General features: G+C 70.1%; 14 protein-coding genes. 7 read left to right on the top strand and 7 right to left on the bottom strand.

Translation table 11 applies throughout. The annotated features are described in order from the left end of the window. Positions 1–2: 2 nt before the first annotated feature. The 5 genes from HKK72_RS09670 to HKK72_RS09650 all read left to right on the top strand — a co-directional run bounded on the left by HKK72_RS09670 (position 3) and on the right by HKK72_RS09650 (position 6,828). Positions 3–2,345 (top strand): hypothetical protein, encoded by a 2,343-nt coding sequence (locus HKK72_RS09670; protein ID WP_187233943.1) that lies wholly within the window; start codon positions 3–5, stop codon positions 2,343–2,345. A gap of 6 nt (positions 2,346–2,351) precedes the next feature. Further along, the gene (locus HKK72_RS09665) at positions 2,352–4,298 is read left to right on the top strand and encodes a hypothetical protein (RefSeq protein WP_187233942.1); all 1,947 of its coding nucleotides are present in this window, start codon (positions 2,352–2,354) and stop codon (positions 4,296–4,298) included. Beyond that, positions 4,295–5,905 (top strand): Hsp70 family protein, encoded by a 1,611-nt coding sequence (locus HKK72_RS09660; protein WP_187233941.1) that lies wholly within the window; start codon positions 4,295–4,297, stop codon positions 5,903–5,905. Before HKK72_RS09665 ends, HKK72_RS09660 begins: the two co-directional genes overlap by 4 nt. A gap of 38 nt (positions 5,906–5,943) precedes the next feature. Beyond that, the gene (locus tag HKK72_RS09655; RefSeq protein WP_187233940.1) at positions 5,944–6,351 is read left to right on the top strand and encodes a DUF1257 domain-containing protein; all 408 of its coding nucleotides are present in this window, start codon (positions 5,944–5,946) and stop codon (positions 6,349–6,351) included. Positions 6,352–6,549: 198 nt separating this feature from the next. Then, positions 6,550–6,828 (top strand): hypothetical protein, encoded by a 279-nt coding sequence (locus HKK72_RS09650; RefSeq protein WP_187233939.1) that lies wholly within the window; start codon positions 6,550–6,552, stop codon positions 6,826–6,828. 30 nt (positions 6,829–6,858) lie between these two features. Here HKK72_RS09650 and HKK72_RS09645 read toward each other — a convergent pair whose 3' ends face one another. From HKK72_RS09645 to HKK72_RS09625, 5 genes are all read right to left on the bottom strand, one after another. Next, complete coding sequence (locus HKK72_RS09645; protein ID WP_187233938.1) at positions 6,859–9,168, bottom strand: SAV_2336 N-terminal domain-related protein; 2,310 nt, start codon at positions 9,166–9,168, stop codon at positions 6,859–6,861. Between the two features lie 67 nt (positions 9,169–9,235). Next, positions 9,236–10,249 (bottom strand): AAA family ATPase, encoded by a 1,014-nt coding sequence (locus HKK72_RS09640; protein WP_187233937.1) that lies wholly within the window; start codon positions 10,247–10,249, stop codon positions 9,236–9,238. Between the two features lies 1 nt (position 10,250). Beyond that, positions 10,251–11,936 (bottom strand): trypsin-like peptidase domain-containing protein, encoded by a 1,686-nt coding sequence (locus HKK72_RS09635; RefSeq protein ID WP_187233936.1) that lies wholly within the window; start codon positions 11,934–11,936, stop codon positions 10,251–10,253. Beyond that, positions 11,936–12,262, bottom strand: coding sequence for a CU044_2847 family protein (locus HKK72_RS09630; RefSeq protein WP_187233935.1), 327 nt, complete (start codon positions 12,260–12,262; stop codon positions 11,936–11,938). The genes HKK72_RS09635 and HKK72_RS09630 overlap by 1 nt, the downstream gene beginning before the upstream one ends. Before the next feature lie 121 nt (positions 12,263–12,383). After that, the gene (locus tag HKK72_RS09625; RefSeq protein ID WP_187233934.1) at positions 12,384–12,578 is read right to left on the bottom strand and encodes a hypothetical protein; all 195 of its coding nucleotides are present in this window, start codon (positions 12,576–12,578) and stop codon (positions 12,384–12,386) included. A gap of 86 nt (positions 12,579–12,664) precedes the next feature. On the opposite strand from HKK72_RS09625, the gene HKK72_RS09620 reads away from it, so the two are divergent. Next, complete coding sequence (locus tag HKK72_RS09620) at positions 12,665–13,693, top strand: LacI family DNA-binding transcriptional regulator (protein WP_187233933.1); 1,029 nt, start codon at positions 12,665–12,667, stop codon at positions 13,691–13,693. Between the two features lie 81 nt (positions 13,694–13,774). Here the strand turns inward: HKK72_RS09620 and HKK72_RS09615 are convergent, their stop codons facing one another. Then, positions 13,775–14,119, bottom strand: a complete 345-nt coding sequence (locus HKK72_RS09615; protein ID WP_187233932.1) for a glutaredoxin domain-containing protein — start codon at positions 14,117–14,119, stop codon at positions 13,775–13,777. Between the two features lie 170 nt (positions 14,120–14,289). On the opposite strand from HKK72_RS09615, the gene HKK72_RS09610 reads away from it, so the two are divergent. Then, complete coding sequence (locus tag HKK72_RS09610) at positions 14,290–15,561, top strand: hypothetical protein (protein WP_187233931.1); 1,272 nt, start codon at positions 14,290–14,292, stop codon at positions 15,559–15,561. Positions 15,562–15,621: 60 nt separating this feature from the next. Here HKK72_RS09610 and HKK72_RS09605 read toward each other — a convergent pair whose 3' ends face one another. Further along, positions 15,622–17,814 carry a HelD family protein gene (locus HKK72_RS09605; RefSeq protein ID WP_187233930.1) on the bottom strand — a complete coding sequence of 731 codons (2,193 nt, stop codon included), beginning with the start codon at positions 17,812–17,814 and terminating at the stop codon, positions 15,622–15,624. Positions 17,815–17,840 lie beyond the last annotated feature (26 nt).

Below are 17,840 nucleotides of genomic sequence, written 5' to 3'. Positions count from 1 at the left end.
CGATGCGTCCGCGTACCGCCGCACTGGTGCTGCGACTGCCCCTCGGAGACAGATCACGGCTGCGTCGCCGGGCCCTGGCGTCCGTGCTCCGCGCGGCCGGCTCAGGTGTGCCCGCGGCCATGGACGCCGTCGCCCGCGCACTGCGGTCGCAGGGCCGTGAGGCGGTCTGGCGAGCGTGGTTGAACCTGCCCGAACCGTCCGCGCGGCGGTGGGCCTCGCCCGTTCTCACGCAATTGCTGGAGGGGTCGCCGTCGATCCCCGACGAGGTGGTGAACGCGGCCTGGCGCGACTGGTTCGATGAGCACGATGCCACGCTGTGGTCGCTACTCGAGCGTTGGAGGCGTCCCTGCTCCGATGCCCAGAGGCGTTCGCTCAGCCTGCTGACGCTGGGCGATGACGCACCCGTGGACACGCCCGTGCTGATCGAGGCCGCGGTGCGCTTCGACCACCCGATCGGTGAACGGGCACGTGCCCGGCTGCCGGCGCCGGGCGAGGCCGCCGCCGTCGACCTGTTCTGCGCGGCGGCGGTGGACTCCCCCGACGCGATCGCGTTCTGCGCCGCACACCACCTTGCGCCCTCCGACGAGGTGCGGCGCGCCGTGTTCTTCGTACGCACCGGGCAGCACGAGCAGTACCGGGCACTGGACCCGGACGGCGAACTCCTCGCGCTCGGCTACCGGAGCGCGTCCGCGCAGGAGCGTGCGTCACTGCGCGCCGCCATGACCACGCTCGGCGACATCGACGCGCTACGGGTGCTGGCCGGGCGGTCCGCCCATCGAGGCGACATCTCCTCGCTCACCGAGCAGGAACGCTCCTACCTGGTGCGACGGCTCGCAGGCGACGGCGAGTGGGAGCGTCTGTGGCGGCTCACCGTGCTGCTGCCGCTGACCGAGGCCGTCGACGCGGTCCGCGCGTTCGGCGACCGGCCCTCCGACGCCGGCGATCGCCACGTGTTCGAAGCGCTGCGAGCCGCCGATCCGCGCACCGTGCGCACCTGCGTGGAAGCCCTGTCCGCCCCGACTCTTCCGCACGCCCGGTTCAGGCTCGGCGACCTCGACGGGCGGCTCGGCCCGCCGGTCGCGGTCGATGACCTCGATTTCGCACCGGACGGTACGGAACTGGCCTTCGTCGGACAGTTCCACACGCCGGCGACGGGCCCGTCGGAGGCCGGCGAATCCCCGGCCCGGACCATCTTCTGCGCCGGAATCGTGGACCTCGAAAGCCGGGCGATGACGCGGCTCTACTCCGACTTCGCCCATCCGCTCGAATTGGTGGCTCATCTGGGTTCCGGCACGCTCGTTCTCGCGGAGGTCGAGCTGCACGCCAGGGACCCCGACCGCATGGCGACGCTCCTGGAGGTCCACTACGCCGATCGAGGCGATGTGCGGGCGCTCGGCTTCGGAGCCGGCGAGATCGTGGCATTGGAGCGCGTCGCGGGCGACCGGGCCTTCATCGTGGCGACACTGGATAATCGGACCGGCCAAGGGACGACGGGCATGGTGTTCATGGGGGACGCTCATCGGTCCCTGGTGCCAACGGAGATCACCGAAGGTCCGGAGGACTTCTTTCCAGAGGCCGTCGCCGTGGGGCCGGGCGGGCGGACGGTCGCCGTCATCGACGTGGCAGAGGACTACGTCGTGGTCGCCGACCTCGCCGGCTCCGTCGTGAATCCGCTCGACAGTGGCCCGGGTGAGGTGTGGCCGCTGTTCGCCGCCCTGTCGCCGTCCGCACTCCTGCGTTGCGACGACGAGGGCGAGTTGCGGGTGTGGCACGCGCCGTTCACGTCCGCGCGACCGCCGGTGACGCTCGCGAGCCGGTCGAGCGACGCACCTCCGATCGGTCTGGCCTGGTCGTCCACGCTGAACCGCTTCCTCGTGGTCTACCCGTCGCACGCCGAACTCCTCGATGTGTCACCGGTTCGCGACCACGCCATGCCGGACGGCCCACAGGGCGACCTCGTGTCCGAGCGGATCCCGCTCGCCGCACCCGATGGGTCGCGCTCCAGTGCGCCGCACCCGCTGGCCGACGAGTCGCGATTCGTACGGCTGTCACCGGCGGGCGACGTCCTGGCGGTGGTGGGTGTCAACGACGACACCATCGACCTCTACGCGCTCACGGCGCACACCCTGCGCCCGGTCATCGGCCGGCCCATGGGCCTGATGGATCCCGCGGTGCTGGCCGACGTTGTCGCGGCGCTGCGGAACCCGGTGCTCGACAAGAAGACCCGGGCGACGCTGGCCCTGCTGCGGGCCTGTCTGGAGCACCGGTTCCGCCATGACGTCGGGATCGGTGACGCGGCCGGAGCGGTTGCCGTGGCGGATGACGACATCGAGCTGGGCGGGTGAGGTTCGGTGACGGGAAGGATCTCCGCGGGTGGGGCCGCCCGGCTGGCGCGATGGTCGGCGACAAGGCGCGTCGGCGGCGGCCGGGGACTTCGGGCGCGGTTGGCGTGGCGGCGGCTGGTACGGGCCTGCGCCGGCGGCGACCCGGCCGCGCAGGACACGGTACGGGCGGTGGCCTCGAGCCTGCCCGAGACCGATGTGCTCGACCTGCTGGCGGCGGCGCCGGAGCAGCCCGCCGACCGCGCCGCGTATCTCACCCTGATCGGGCAGGCCGAACAGCGGCGGGCCCTCGACCCCGACGGGTCGCTGCTGGCCCTGGCCTACCGCGCCGCCGCTCCGGACCTGCGCGAGCGACTGCGTACGACCCTGGCCACCACCGCCGACACCGACGTCATCCGGGTCGTCGTCACCGGCGACCAACGCGACCGCATCGCCGAGATGTCCCACGACGAACTCGACCACCTCGCACGCCGGCTCGCCGAACACCGCCGCTGGGACGACCTGCGACGCCTCACGAGCGACCTGCCCCTGGCCCAAGCGGCCGCAGCCGCCCGGCTCGTCCCCGAGCAGGAGCGCACCGGAGATGCGGCCGACCTGCTCTCGAGACTGGCGGCGCAGCCGAGCGAGCGACTGCGGGCCACGGTCGACCGGCTGCCCCGCGACCGCTGCCTGATCACATATCGGCCTCGCGGCATCTGCGCAAGAGCCTCGTTCGCGCCTGACGGCTCAGAACTGGTCGTGATGTGCGGCACATATCCGTTCGCGCGAAGCTCACAGTTCGACGTGGAGACACTCCGCATCGGCACCGGCGAGACCACGCGCCGCTTCAGCGGGAAGCTCAGCGGGTCAGTGAGTGATTGTTCGATATTGCATCTCGGCACCGAGATCATCGTCAGGCTGCACACGGGTATCGACCGCTATCGCGTCGTCCGGATCCTGCCGGACCACCAGGTTCTCTGCCGTTCGTCCGATCTCTCGGACATGCAGAGGTCGAGCAGTGGCGCGGTGATGCTCTACCGCGAGGGGCTGGCCTACGCGGATCCCGGTGCGAACCGCCTGCGATACGAGCCGTACCCCGGGCTCGGCGACAAGCCAGGGGGCATGAGGCCCCGTGAGCTCTCAAGGGAATGGTGCGCACTGACGACCCTTCCCGGCTCCGGTCTCGTCGCGTTCATCAGCCTCGACGATCTCTATGTGATTCATGAAGCTCGAAAGGAGATCCTCCACACCGCGACGGTAAGGGATCCCGCCTACGCCGATCAGAGCACATTCATTCCCGCGCTCTTCTTTCTCTCCCCCCACTCACTGGCGCTGCACCATTACAAGAGAAGTACGGGCGACGAGCAGCTCAAGCCGCATACCGAGATATGGGAGTTCTCACCGCAGGAAAAGCTTCACCGCACCGCCGAGCACAAGGGCGCCATCCTGGACCGGTGGCCGCTCGCCACGTGGACGCAGCGGCCCATCGACGACGCCTTCGCGGAGCGGATGCTGCTGAACGGCGATCAGGTGCTCATGGGCAACGATTTTCACGGACGACCCGACAAGGACCTCCCGTGGCTGCGGGGCGCCGCCGAGCCGTACGTGCCCGGGGCCGACCCGCCCAGAGAGCGGGACTTCCTGGCGCTCTCTCCGTGGGGGGGTATGCTCGCCACCGCCGTCATCGGGGGCCTGGCGAGTGTCTACGAAGTGCACAGCCCCCATCTGCCCTCCGCGCGGGAACTGCTGGAACGGCCCTTGCTCCACAGCGGCCCGCAGGATCTGCGACGCGTACTGGAACTACGCCCGCAGATCGGCGATCCCGCGGTGCGGGACGCGCTCGACCTGCTCGCGAGCCGCCTCTCGGAACGCTTCGGCGGCGAGATCATCATCAGCGACACCGGCGCCGTCCCGGCCGGCGGCCGGCACGACATCGCCCTTGCCCGGGATCAGGACACCCACCAGGGAGACGTATGACCACGCGGATCGGCATCGACTTCGGCACCGCCAACACCGTGGTGGCGGGCTGGGACGCCGAGCACGGCCGGGGCGTCCCCATCCCGTTGCCCGGCGTCGACGTGCTGCGTGAGGCCGGGCCCGGGCCCACCCAGCGGGTCGTGCCCTCGCTCATCGCCTATGCCGACGGCGGCGCGACCCGCAGGCTGGGCTCCCAGGTCACCCCCGAACTGGCCGAGACCCCCGGGGTCACCGTCTTCGCCTCCACCAAGAGCAACGTCTCGGGGCATACCTACGACCCGGCCCGCGCGGTCGGCGACCGCAAGATCACCGGCAGGCAGGCCGCCACCCAGTTCCTCAGCGACATCATGGCCCTCGCCCTGCTCACCGTCGAGGACGACGACCTCGAGATCGTCGCCACCGCACCCGTCGAGTCCTTCGACGGCTACCGGGACTGGCTGGTACGCGAGGTGCGCGACGGGCTGCCCACGGCCCGGCTACGGGTCGTCGACGAGGCCACCGCGGCCGCCGTCGGCTACCGCGCCCGCCTCAACCCCGGTGACGTGTTCGGCGTGATCGATTTCGGTGCGGGCACCCTCGATGTCTCCGTCGTACGGGTGCAGGAGCCCGATGCCGCCGGGGCCGGTGCCGGGGTGCGCACCATCGCCAAGAAAGGCCTGGACCTCGGCGGCAACACGATCGACGCCCTCCTCGCCGACCACGTCATCTCCCGGCTCTCCCTGCCGGCCGGCGACCAGATCGGCCGCAACCAGGTCTTCCGGCGCCTGCTGGCCTCGGCCGAACAGGCCAAACGGGCCCTCGCCACCGCCGAGCGGGCCGTCATCGGCGCCCGCGACGCCCGTACCGACGCCCTGCACGAAGTCGTCGTCACCCGCGGCGAGTTCGACGCCCTGCTCCGCGACAAGGGCGTGCTGCGCCGTGTCAACCAGGCGCTGCGCGCCTGCCTCGACACCGCCTCGGCACGCGGGTTCGGCGTCGACGACATCCGGCAGATGTTCCTCGTCGGCGGAAGCTGCCTCATCCCCGCCGTACGGGAACTGGTGCACCTGCACTTCGATCCCGAGGTCGTACGCCTCGACCGGCCACTGGAGGCGGTGGCCGCCGGTGCGGCAGGCATCGCGGGCGGCAGCGAACTGTTCGACCACATCCAGCACGACTACGCCATCCGGCACGTCGACCGCGACACCGGAGCGTACGAGTTCGAGACGCTGGTCGAGGCGGGCACCGCCTACCCCACCGACGAGCCGGTCAAGACGCTGACCGTCAAGGCGGTGCACGACCGGCAACGCAAGCTCGGCCTGGCCATCTACGAACTCGCCCACGCCACCTACCGTGACGCCGGCGCCGAACTGGAGATCGCGTTCGATGCCGGAGGCGGCGCCCGCGCCGTGGCCGTCACCCCGCAACAGCGCCAGCAGCGCTCCATGCTGTGGCTGAACGAGGACAGCCCGACCTTCCTGGAGGCCGACCCCCCGGCCGTCGCGGGGCAGGATCGCTTCCGGCTGGAGTTCCGTATCGACGCGCACAAGCGGCTCACCGTCACCGCCTACGACCTGCACCGACATCTACTGGTCCTCGACAGGCAGCCGGTCATCCGGCTGGCGTGATGGACCACCGTCCCAGCACCGACGACCCGAGGAGCGTCATGTCGCACTTCACCCGAGTTCGCACCAAACTGCGCGACCCCGAACTGCTCGTCAAGGCGCTCACCGCGCTCGGATTCACCACCGTGGAGGCCCACGACTCCCCGCAGACGCTCTACGGATACCAGGGCGACGCCCGGCCGGATCGGGCGGAGGTGATCGTCCGCCGTCGCCACATCGGCCGGATGAGCAATGACATCGGGTTCCGCCGGCGCGAGGACGGCGACTTCGAGGCCATCATCAGCGACTACGACAGGAGCCGCTACGACCAGGCGTGGCTGACCAAGGTCGCCCGGGCCTATGGACACGCCGCGGCGCTGCGCTACGCCGAGGAACACGGCTACGAGGTGGACTCCGACGTGGTCGACGAGAACGGTGAGCGCCGACTGCTCCTGCGCCGCTATACCTGAAGCGGGCTCTCGACGCCCCGATAGGCGGGTCCCAAGCAGGAGGCCGGTTCGCCGTCGGTCATGCGGAGCGTTGTGCGACCTCGTACGCGGCGGGCCGGCGGGAGAACCGCATGGTGCCGTCGTCGATGCGGCCGTACCGCAGCGAGAGCACGTCATGCGCGTAGCTCATGCCGAGCCGCCACATCGCAGCCCGCCCTCATGCTGAGCTGGATCCGCGACGTGCCCTCACTCGGCGACGCCGCACGCCTACTGGAACGCCAGACGATGGAGGCCTTCATCGCCATGGTCCAGACGCTCTGCGACACCGACGGACTGCGCGCCGTCGGTATCGGCCCGCTGCCACGGCAGGTCGCCATCATGCTGCTCGGCGGCCTGCGCGAACTGACGGCGACCACGGTGGAGGACGGCGGACGGATCAGCGACATCACCGAGATCGCGGTACAGGCCTCGATCGCCCTCCTAGGCCCGCGCGCCTAGCGTCCCGCCCCCTCGGCACCGAAAAGATCATCACACGCTGTAGGCGGTGTTGCGGGTCAGATGGAATGGGCCGCCACGCTCGACCGAGACCGTGTTCCAGCCTGCGCCGGCCATCTCCAGGATGTTGCCGATCTCATCGATGGTCAGGCCGGGGCCCCCACCCGGTAGGCCGTTCTGGATGGCTTGGACCATCGATTGAGCGAGGGAGGTACCTCCTGGTTCGCGGACTCCGATCAGCTCATATGTGTTGGCCTCGGCGTCGTCGGGACCGAAGGACATCGAGCTGCCCACCGAGGGGCGGGCACCAGCGCTGGCGTCGTGGACGCCGTCAATGACGAGCACGCGGTTACGGGCGGCGCTGTTGCGTACCTGGCGGCGTAGGTCCGAGAGGCGGAGCGCCTGCTCCCTGATCTGCGCGACGGGACCCGGACTCGCGAGTACGGTGCCGAGTCCACGCAAAGTCAGCAGGCGACCGGTCACGTAGACGATGAGGGTGTCCGTGGTGGTCCGGGCAATCGTGCGGACCTGGGCGTGCAGCTTCTGCGCGTCCAGGCCGATTCGTACCGGACACCGTTTCGGGCGCATCCCGATCAGGTGTGGCGAAATGACGGTTTCTCTGAGTTCCCTGACGTCGACGTCGATGAAGGGTCTTGCCGGATTGCGGTTGACGTCGAAGATGAAGAAAAGCGCGCTCGAGTTGTCCGGGTCGGGCAGATGGAGCTCCTGGACCGCTTGCCGGCCCTCGTCCGAGGATGGCCTGACGGCCGAGGATTCGGACGTCCCGTCATCCGGTACGGGCGACTCCGTTGCCGTGAGTGGGGCATCGGCCAGTGCCGTGACGGCGGTGCGGTCGAGTAGTCGGATCGCTTCGGAGCTGACCAGGGCGAAGGGGCGGTCCTCCGGGCCGAGGGCCTGATCTCCGGTGCCGTGTTCGGTGGGCAGGCAGGCGCGGAAGGTCTCGGTGAGCGTGTCGGCTCTGCGCTCGATCTCCGCGGAGATGCGGGTGAGGACATCGGCGGTGTGCCAGGACTCGGACCGGGGGAGCGTGGTGAGCAGGGCCTCGCGTGCCCCGGGTACGAAGTCGTACAGGCCGCGGTCGGTGTCGCGCGTTCGGAGCAGCCCACTGAGAAGCACCTCGGCCAGGTGTCCGGGCTGGGAGCTGGGCAGGATCTGGTGCTGGATCAGCCGCATGACCGGCAGGGCCGGGAAGGACACGGCGACATGCGCGGCGAGCCGGGCGGCTTCGGGCGAGGCGGCGGTCTGGAAGCGCTGTACGCGTTCGTCTATCGGGAGTCGGTGCTCCTGCCGTATCGGCTCGGTGCCGCGACGGTGCCGGTCGCGCACGAAGATCATGGCCGCTGGTCGGGGACCGCCGCTTCCGGCCACCAACCCCGCCCAGTCCGCGAGCCAGTCGGGGGCGCATTCCAGGATGGGCACCGGGACGGCGCCGGTCCGCTTGCCGAAGTCTCCGTCGTACGGTGCGAAGTGCAGGGCGGTGTTGGGTGCGCAGGGCCGGGCGGCGAAGACCGTGCCCGGGACGGGCGACGCGGCGGTCCGGCGCCAGAGCCGTTCGGCGAGGGGCTGCAGGACGGCGGTCGGCCCGGCGTGGGCCCACAGACGCAGCGCCCGGTCGGCACGGCCGTCCCACCAGTGCCCACCGGAGCAGTCGCTGAGGAGGAGGATCACCTGGCGGCCGGACGGGTCGATCAGCGTCGCCGGATCGGTGGGCGGGGCTCCGGGCGAGGGCCGGACGCCGATGTCCGGGCCGGTGCCGGTGAGGTAACAGATCCGCAGGTCGCGGAAGGCGCCCAGGCGGGTCAGCGTCTCGTGCAGCTCCTGGGCGAGGGGGCGCCAGAGCCGCATGGACGGGCTCGCGTCCACCACGAACACCAGGCTGAGCCAGCGTTCCGGCGCCGCGGTCATGACGGGGACCCACGGGCGTGCACCTCGCTGCTGGTCGGCGATGCGCGCCGCCGTGGCGTCCTCGTCGAGGAGCTGTACCCATCGGGAGGGCACCCGGCGTTTGAGCGGCCGCAGGGCCCGCTGGACACCGAGCGGGTGATCGAGCATCGGCGCGGTGGGCACCAGCACGCCGGTGCCGCCGGTGCCCTCGCCTTCTGCGGTCGACGGGACGTGCAGTTCGCGATGTCGGGTCGTCCGTACCGGGGTGGTGGCCGAGCCGGGCGGCGCGGCCCGCTGGACCGGGGCGTCGGGGGCCGACACGGGCTGCTCGGCCGCGTCCTGGAGGTCTTCGGCCGCTCCTGGCCGACCGGAGGCGGAGGCGCCGTGCTGTCCCTCGGAGGCGGAGGTATGTACGGCCAGCCAGAGGATCTCGGCCATCTCTCGGGGCGTTATGGGTTGATCGTCTCCGGGTGGGCCGATGCTGCTCAGTACCGCGCGGAGGCGCTCAAGGGTCATCGTGGCCCGCTTGGGCGGTGAGGTACGGCATGACCTTGGCAGCGAGGTCGGAGAGGTCGTCGGTGCCGGTCCGGGCGGCGTGGTGGCAGAGGTAGACGGCGTTCAGCAGCTGGTCGGTGGCCAGTTCCCCCTTGGTCTGGCGTTCGAAGAACTGCCGTACCAGGTCGTCGACGAGCGCGGCCTGCTCCCGGGTCAGGTCGCGCAGGTGCGCGTTGACGATCGCGGCCAGTTCCCGCTGGTCGGCCGGTTGCTTGAGTTTGACGGTGACGCACCGGCGCAGGAAGGCGGGTGGAAACTCTCGCTCACCGTTGCTCGTCATGATCACCAGGGGGAAGGCGCGGCACCGCACGGTCCCCTCGGTGATGGTCACCCGGTCCTTGGCGTCGGCGGTGAGCACCCTCGCGGTCGGCTCGTCGCGGCGCTTGAGCTCCAGGATCTCGTACTCGCCCTTTTCGAAGATGGTGAGCAGGTCGTTGGGCAGGTCGATGTCGCTCTTGTCGATCTCGTCGATCAACAGCACCCGCGGCCGCTCGTACGGCAGCAGCGCGGTGCCGAGCGGGCCCAGCCGGATGTAGCGCCCGATGTCGTCATCGTGGGGCGCTGCTGACGGGGCCCGTTCGTCCTGGCGGCCGGCCGCGTACAACCGAGTCAGCGGGTCGTACTGGTACAGGCCGTCGCGTAGCGTCACCCGGCTGGTGATCGGCCAGTGCAGCACCGGACCGAGACCGAGTTCGTACGCGACCGCGTCGGCGAGCGTGGACTTGCCGGTGCCCGGCGGCCCGGTCACCAGCAGCGGGCGCCGGAGGTACAGCGCCGCGTTGACCTGCTCCACCGCTTCCGGGGTGGGCCGGTAGGTGGTCGCCTGGTGCGGGTTGGACGGCGGACGGTCCGGCCCCGGTACCGGCGGACCGCCGTCGAAGACCCGCCACGGGGGCGGCTCGGGCAGTTCCTTGATCCGGTCATGCCGGACCCGGGTGCCGGTGAAGATCTTCCAGTCCGCCACGTCAGGCTCCCATCGACAGCGGTGGGTCGGGCAGCCGCGCCGGGTCGTCCCACACCAGGGTCAGCTCCCGGCCGCAGTGGTCCGCGCCCGCCCTCCGGGTACGGGCCTGCTTGCGCAGCTTCATCACCGTCTTAGGTACGTCGTCGGGGTGGACGTGCGCGATGGCCTCGGTAAGCCTGCGCAGTCGCTGGTCCCCCGCGCAGCCGTCGTGCGACTGCTCGGCGCATTTGGTACGCGGCCACAACATGACCGGTATGCCGGCGTTCAGCGCTGCGTTGAGACGCCCCTTGGCGGGTACGGCCGCGTATGCGAGCACGGAGCACTCCTCGTCCGCGTCCAGCCAGTCCTGGAATCCCTCGTCAGAATAGGGCTCTTGGCAGTCGACCGGCTGGGCTTGGCAGTCGATCGGCTCGGGTAGTGCGGTGCCGCGCTCGCGCAGTCGCCGCCACCGCTTGGCCGTCAGGTCCCGCCGGACCGAGCCGGGATTCATGCGCTGTACGTCCCTTACCACCACCGGGTAGGCGCGCATCCGGATTCCGTTTTCCTTCTCCACGTACCAGGTCTCGAAGGGCTCGTTGAACAGCGACACCGGCAGTGCGAACTCGATGAGCCAGTCGCGGCCCAGCACTGCGCTGCGCACGCTGGGCAGCGCCTCCTCCACGCGTTCCTGGATCTGTGCCTCGCGTACCTCGATGGGACCGGCATACGGGCCGGTGACACCGTCCACCAGCGTGAGCAGGGTGAGCTCGTAAACGTCACCACGCGTCATCCGATCGAGCCGAATGATGAGCGAGGTAGGTGCGGTCCCGGGAGTCAGGTCCGCAGTGGGCATGTGCTGTCGCATCCAGGTCGCCAGCCGCTGTGCGACGTCGTCGTCCAGGTGCCGCAGCAGTACGATCAGGAAGCGTTTCAAGGAGTCCGGCCGCACGCTCTCCTCGGCCACCGACCTGATCGCATCCCACACCGACCGCAGTCGCCGCACCTCTGGAACACCGGGGAAGGCCTCCCGGTACACGTCGTTCAACGGCGTCGCCGACGTGGCGCCTCGTACGATCTCGTGCAGCTGATGCCGCTGTTCCCGGGTGAGCCAGCCGAGGTCGAGCAGGTCGTCGATGTCTTCCCAATACCAGCGGATGCTGCGCAACGGGAGCATCCGCCCGCTGTTGCCGTCCACCGTGGCGTCCCGGTCGGTGGCCATGCCCACCACCTCGCCACTGTCGGGCAGATAGACGGCGGCCCCGCTGAACCCGTGCTCAAGGGACTCCAGATGCTCCGCCGGCACATTGAGCTGCCACCATTCCTGCCGGAGGTCCATGTCCGGGCGGGTCCTGAGCTCCACGACAGAACCGGGATCCTCCTTTTTCCGGGGAAATCCGTACGCTCCAAGCTCGGTCGCCGACGCGCGCAACGCATCCAACGGCGCGAACCGGGCAGGCGCGATGGCGACCGGCGTGGCCAGCTCGAGCACGGCGACATCGCCCTCGTCCCCGACCTTCGCCCACCCCGTGCACTGGACGACCTTGGCGGGCAGGCCGGCGGTCACGCCGGGAAAGCTGACATGGGCGAAATCCAGGCCCACCACGACATGAGCGCAGGTCAGCACATGCGTCGAATCCACCAGGAAGCCGGCGCCGAGCACTCTCCCGGACTCGGTCTCGATCCGGGCCCGCCACCGCCACTCGCCCATCACTCGCTCGTTTCGCGCGCCCATCTGAGTTTGACGACCAGATGACCCTCCATCGAGGTCTTGGCGATCACCGCCCCGGCCGCGGCGTTGAGTTTGACCCCGAACTCGATCTCCACCTCGTCGGGGTCGAGCAGGTCGTCCCGGAACGTCCGCAGCGCCGACTCGGCCGCCCCGCGCACGTTGGTCAGCGCGTCCTCGAAACGCCCCTTGACATCGTGTACGACCTCGCCGGGCGACCGAGAGATCGACTCGAATCCGGCATCCTGATCATCGACCTCGACGACGACCGGCCCCTGATCGCTCTCCCACCGCAGCAGTTCCTTCACAAGACCCCCGAGTCCACCGGCTCCCTGATGCGCCCAGACGCCGCGCCTGGCAGTCGTTCATCCGTTAATCGTCGAGGCTGCGCACAACGTAACAAGAACGACGTCTCCTGAGCTACGGACGTCAGCAGGCCTGCTGCATAGGTGCCGGCGCGATCCGATCAGCGAGCGAGTGCAGCGCGGCGGCCGCCTTGCGCCGAGCGCCGGCAGTGCGCTGGCGCGGTTCGACGTACGGGATGACGGGGGCGTCCGGAAGCGCGCTGGTCACTAGTGACTGCTGCGCGCTGAGCGCCGGACCCTGGGACAGGTACATGCTCATCTGAGCCACCTTCTGGATCGATTCAGATCAATCTCTACTCTAGGCGGCGTTTGGAGCTGAATCAATTCAGAACTACGATCGGGGACATGCCACGCGTCACACTCAAGACGATCGCCGAGGCCGTCGGGGTGTCGCGCACGACGGTGTCCAACGCGTTCTCACGCCCCGACCAGCTCAACCCCGAGTTGCGCCGCCGCATCCTCGAGGTCGCCGAGGAGTTGGACTACGCCGGCCCCGACCCCACCGCCCGAACGCTCCGTCGCGGCAAGGCGGGCGTCATCGGCGTCCTGCTGACCGAAGAGCTGTCTTACGCCTTCACCGACCCGTACGCGGTCGCGTTCCTGCGCGGCCTCGCAGAGATCGCCGAGACCTCGTCCACCAGCCTCCTGCTCATGGCCTGGCGCGACGAGGCCTCCGCCGAGCGCGCCGTACGGGAAGCCATCGTCGACGGCTTCGTCGCCTTCTGCATGGACGAGGACCACCCCGCCCTTGAAGCCCTCCGGCAGCGCCGCCTGCCCTTCGTCATCGCCGGCGAGCCCTACCTGAAGGGCGTCCCCTTCGTCGGTGTGGATGACCGTGCCGCGGCCAAGACGCTGTGTGCCCACCTACTGAAACTCGGCCACCGGCGCCTCGGTGTCCTCCCGGCCACCCACGCACGGATGAATGTGGACGCCACGGGCACGTCAGGCGCCATCACGGCGCGCCTCGCGGGCTACCGGGACGCCGTCCTGGAGGCCGGACTCTCCTGGGACGACGTAGCCGTGCGCCCCACGCCCCACTCTCGTGAAGGCGGCCGCTCCGGCGCCGCCCGGCTCCTCGATCTTTATCCTCGCCCCACCGCGATCATCGCCACCACGGACCTGATCGCCCTGGGCGCTCTGCAGGCAGTGGCCGAGCGAGGCCTGACCGTCCCCGACAACGTTTCGGTAGCCGGCTTCGACGACATCCCGCAAGCCGGAGAGGCGGGCCTGACCACCATCCGCCAACCCAAATCAGAAAAGGGCCGCACCGTAGGCCGCCTCCTCCTGGAGGAGACTATCGGCGATGCTCCGCACATCCTCATGCCCTACGAGCTGATCGCCCGTTCATCCACCTCATCACCGCCTGACGCCTGACAGATCTACCGGGGCCGGGAGCGCATGCGGCAGCTGAGTGCGGCTGAGCGCGCGTCGGCGACCGAGGTCGACCGGCCGGCCTCACTCACCCGTCTTGATCGTTTCAAGCAGCTGCCGCTTCGATGGGTTCACCATCGCCTTTCCGGCCACGGTCACGGTCGGTACGGTCTCGTTCCCGTCCGCTACCGAGCGGACGAACTCGGCCGCCTCGGGGTCTCTCCAGATGTTGATCTCGCTGTAGCGCAGGCGTGTGAAGCGCAGGCGCGTACGCAACTTCATGCAGTATGTGCAACCGGGTCGCCAGTAGAGGACCACCCCCTTGTGGTCCGCGTTCTCGTACGACGCCGTTCGGCCTCGGCGTGGCAGGTTCGTCAGGATGAACAGGACGGACACGACGGTGAGGAGGACGATGACCCCGGGAGACATGGGTCGAGTATCTCAAGCCACTCATGACCGGACGGCGCCAGGGATCAGCGGCGCCGGCGACCTGGGCGGTGGCCACATTCAGCCATGGCGACATCCGGCTCCGGCGAGAAGGCGTCCCTTTACGCTGACCCCGCCTCGTTCACGTTCAGGTAAGGAACGCCATGGCCCGAATGAGGAACCTGACGGTCGTCGCCGCGGCGCTGCTGGCGATGGCCGGCGCGGCCGTACCCACGAACACCGTGGCGGCGCAACCGGAGCAACCGGAGCAACCGGAGCAACCGGAGCAACCACGCATGTTGACCCAGATCACGGCGCTCGAGCGAGAAGCCTGGGCGTCGGTCTCCAAGGCGAGACCGAACCGGCCGTCATGGGGGTCCGCCGATGACGCTCCGGTCGGGCGCGATGTGAGGGCACGCACGACCTACCGCTCGTTCTTCCAGATCGATCTGCGCCCCATCGCGGGCGCGACGGTCCTCCAGGCGATGCTCGAGCAGCCGATCACCTCTGCCGTGTCGTGCGATGTCGATTCACTGGAGGTCTGGATCACCGGTGACATTCACCGGCGGACGACATGGAACGATCAGCCCGCCTGGCTGACGAACGTCGGCCCCACGGCCGGATCCTGCCGCGGCCACTGGCTCGAGGCCGATCTGACCGACGTGGTGGGCGAAGCGGTCGCCGCCGGGCGCACCCACATCACGCTCGGGGTACGTACCACCAAGGAATCCGACCCGCGAGGGTTCAAGACCCTCAGCAACGCGCCGGTCATCTCGGTGACCCACAACACGGCGCCCGACAAGCCGGCAGATCTGAGCATGCTGTCGCACTTCAAGCCCTGCGGTCCCGATGGGCTCTGGATCCCGACGGACGCACCACAGCTCAACGCGGTGATCACCGACCCCGACCGGAACGAGACGGGCGGCGGCGACAACATCACCGGGCAGTTCGAATGGTGGCGGCGTTCGGACGATCGGAAGATCGGCGAGGCCGTCTCGTGGTCGGGGGGCTCCGGGTACACCTTCAGCGTCACCGTTCCCGAGGGCGCACTGAGCGACGGCGGCACCTATGCCTGGCGGGTCCGCGGATACGACGATCAGGCCTATGGGCCATGGTCGGACTGGTGCGAGATCACCGTGGACACCGTTCGTCCCGACCGGCCCCCGACGGTCACCTCGGAGGACTACCCGCCGACCGGCGGGCACGGCGGAGTGGGAGTTCCCGGCACCTTCACGTTCACATCGAACGCCGTGGACGACATCGTCTCGTTCCGGTACGGGGAATCGCGAGATGTGGTGACCGTGGTCGCCGCAGACCGGGTCGGCGGCGAGGCCACCATCACCTACACACCGACCTCCTCCGGTTCGGACGTCCTGTGGGTCCAGAGCCTCGACCGCGCCGGGAACCCCGGCCCATGGGCCGAGTATCGCTTCGACGTCAACTGAGAGACCCGAGGGTGCCCGTCTCGCCGGCGGGCACCCTCGATCGCCTTACGAAGTAACGTGCTACGCCGGTGGCATGAGCGTGTCGCGCCAGCCGGGGTCGGTGGTGAGGACGGTCAACCGCTGGGTCGCGCGCGAGAGGGCCACGTACAGCGTCCGCAGGCCGCTCGGCGACTGCGCGGCGACCTCCTCGGGCAGCGCGATTACCGCCGCGTCGAACTCCAGGCCCTTGGCCTCGAGTACGTCGAGGACCTGAACGCGCTCGGGGAAACCGGTCGCGAGGTCGCGCAGGTCCCGCCCCTTGCCGGGCATCGGCACGATGACGCCGATCGTGCCCTCGACCTGGTCGAGCAGCGTCGTGACCGCCTCGTGCACCGCGCCGGCGAGGTCGCCGGGGACGGTGACGGCCGGCTCGTACCCCGAACTGCGCACCGCGCGGGCGGGGCGGGCGCCCGGGACGGCCAGCGCCAGCACCCGGGCCGCCACGTCCGCGATCTCCACGGAGTTCCGGTAGTTCGTGGTCAGCGCGAAGTCGCGGCGCTGACGCTTGCCGAGTGCCGCGTCCATGGCCCGCCTCGAGGCGTCGAAGTCCTCCCACGCGCTCTGCGCGGGGTCCTCCACCACCGTCCAGGTGGCCTGCCGGCCGCGCCGGCCGAGCATCCGCCACTGCATCGGAGAGAGGTCCTGGGCCTCGTCCACGACGATGTGGGCGTACTCCCGTGACTCCTCGACGCCGTCGTCCACCCGGCGCGATCGCTCCATGCGCTCGATCGTCGTGGAGAGCTCGCGCATCTGCGGCTCTCCGGAGCCGGTCCGCTCGCCGGTGAAGATGTTGATGCCGTCCGAGGCGTAGGGGTCCTCGTCCTCGTCGTCGCTCACGGCGGCGCGGCGGCGCGGCGGAGCCCCCAGCAGCTGGTCGATCTCGTCCAGCAGCGCGATGTCCTGGTAGGTCGGGCCGGCGTCGCCGGCCCAGCTCGCGGCGAGGAGCGCGACCTCGTGACCGGACAGGTCCCGCCCGGCGGCGCGCGACAGCCGGCCGGTCTCGCCGAGCGCACGGAGCACCTGGAGCGGTATGCGGACCGGCCACCACGCCGCGAGGAACTCCGCGAAGGTCCGCTGGTCCCTGACGTTGGCGGCGAACTCCTTGCGCTTGGTGTCGGGCGCGTCGGACAGGCCGCCGACCTCCACGAACCGGTCCCACAGCGCGTCGACGAGCAGTTCCCCGGCGCGTCCACGGGCCGTGTTGACGGTGCCGCGGCTGCGCCGGTGCACCTCCTGCCGGATCCGGTCCAGCCGGGGCCGGTCGAGCCTCAGAACCACACCGGCGTGTACGACGGTCACCGAGTCGGGAGCGCCCGGCGCGTGGTCGGTGACCGCCCGCCGCAGCACCCGCGCCATCGACTCGGCGCCCTTGAGCGCGGCGAGTTCGGGCGTGTCGTGCGCCGTGGCGGTCACGCCCTCGACCAGGTCGCCGAGGGAGCGCAGCGCGGCCGAGCCCTCGCCGAGCGAGGGCAGGACCCGCTGGATGTACGAGGTGAACCGTGGGTTCGGGCCCACGATGAGCACTCCCCGGGAGCCGAACCTGCGCCGGTGGCGGAACAGCAGGTAGGCCACCCGGTGCAGGGCCACCGCGGTCTTGCCGGTGCCGGGCCCGCCGCGCACGATCACGGTGCCGTCGGCCGGCGCGCGGATGACCTTGTCCTGCTCCCGCTGGATGGTGGCCACGATGTCGCGCATGGGACCTTCGCGGGTGCGGGCCAGGGAGGCCAGGAACGCGCCGTCGCCCACGATGGTGAGCCCGTCGGCGGCGGCGGGGTCGAGCAGGTCGTCCTCGATGTCGATCACTTTGTCGCCGCGCGAGTGCAGCACCCGCCGCCGGATCACCTCACGCGGGTCCTCGGGAGTGGCCTGGTAGAACGCCTCGGCGGCGGGCGCCCGCCAGTCGATGACCAGGGAGTCGTGGTCGCGGGTCCGCACCCCCACCCGCCCCACGTAGCGCGCCTCACCGCCGGTCAGGTCGAGCCGGCCGAACACCAGGCCGTCGTCGGCCACGTTGAGGGCCTGCACCCGGAGCGCCGCCTGATGGACCATGGCGTCCCGGTCGACCAGCGAGCTCTTGGTGCCCGCCTGGGCCTGCCGGTAGCCCTCTTTGATCATGTTCTTGGCGTCTTCGCGCATCTCCTCCAGCCGGGCGTACGCGACATCGACCCGCTTCTGCTCGGCGGCGATCTCCTGATCCTTGACCGCGGACGACATCCAGGCGACTCCCTGCGAACCGGCGA

The organism is Actinomadura sp. HBU206391 (genome assembly GCF_014323665.1).
Lineage (GTDB): Bacteria > Actinomycetota > Actinomycetes > Streptosporangiales > Streptosporangiaceae > Actinomadura_C.
This window is presented reverse-complemented; position numbering and strand designations above follow the sequence as displayed.